Here is a 354-nt window from a genome sequence, read left to right on the forward strand (position 1 = left end):
ACTCAGGCTGCCAGATCCTTATTCCCGATGGAAGCATAATATGCCTGTTCGGCTTCTGCCGGAGGGATATGCCCCAGCCTTTCCAGCAGCCGGCGATTGTTGTACCAGTCCACCCACGCCAGCGTGGCCAGCTCCACTTCGGCGCGGTTTTTCCATCTCTTGCGGTGTATCACCTCCGCTTTGTAAAGCCCGTTGATGCTCTCCGCCATCGCGTTATCGTAAGAGTCGCCTGTGCTGCCCGTTGATGCCAGCAGCCCTGCGTCCTTAAGCCGTTGCGTGTACGCCAGCGACACATACTGCGAGCCTTTATCTGAGTGATGGATAGTTCCTGTCGGCCGTCGGGCCCACAACGCC

1 protein-coding gene is annotated in these 354 nt (G+C 58.5%); it reads right to left on the reverse strand.

All coding sequences use genetic code 11. From position 1 onward, the window contains the following. Positions 1-2: 2 nt before the first annotated feature. Positions 3-354, reverse strand: a 352-nt coding sequence (locus ACSZO4_RS25925) for an integrase core domain-containing protein (RefSeq protein ID WP_437891940.1), incomplete at its 5' end; no start/stop codon positions are given.

Origin of the sequence: Phytobacter sp. V91 (genome assembly GCF_965644225.1) — a bacterium.
Classification (GTDB): domain Bacteria; phylum Pseudomonadota; class Gammaproteobacteria; order Enterobacterales; family Enterobacteriaceae; genus CBFFRJ01.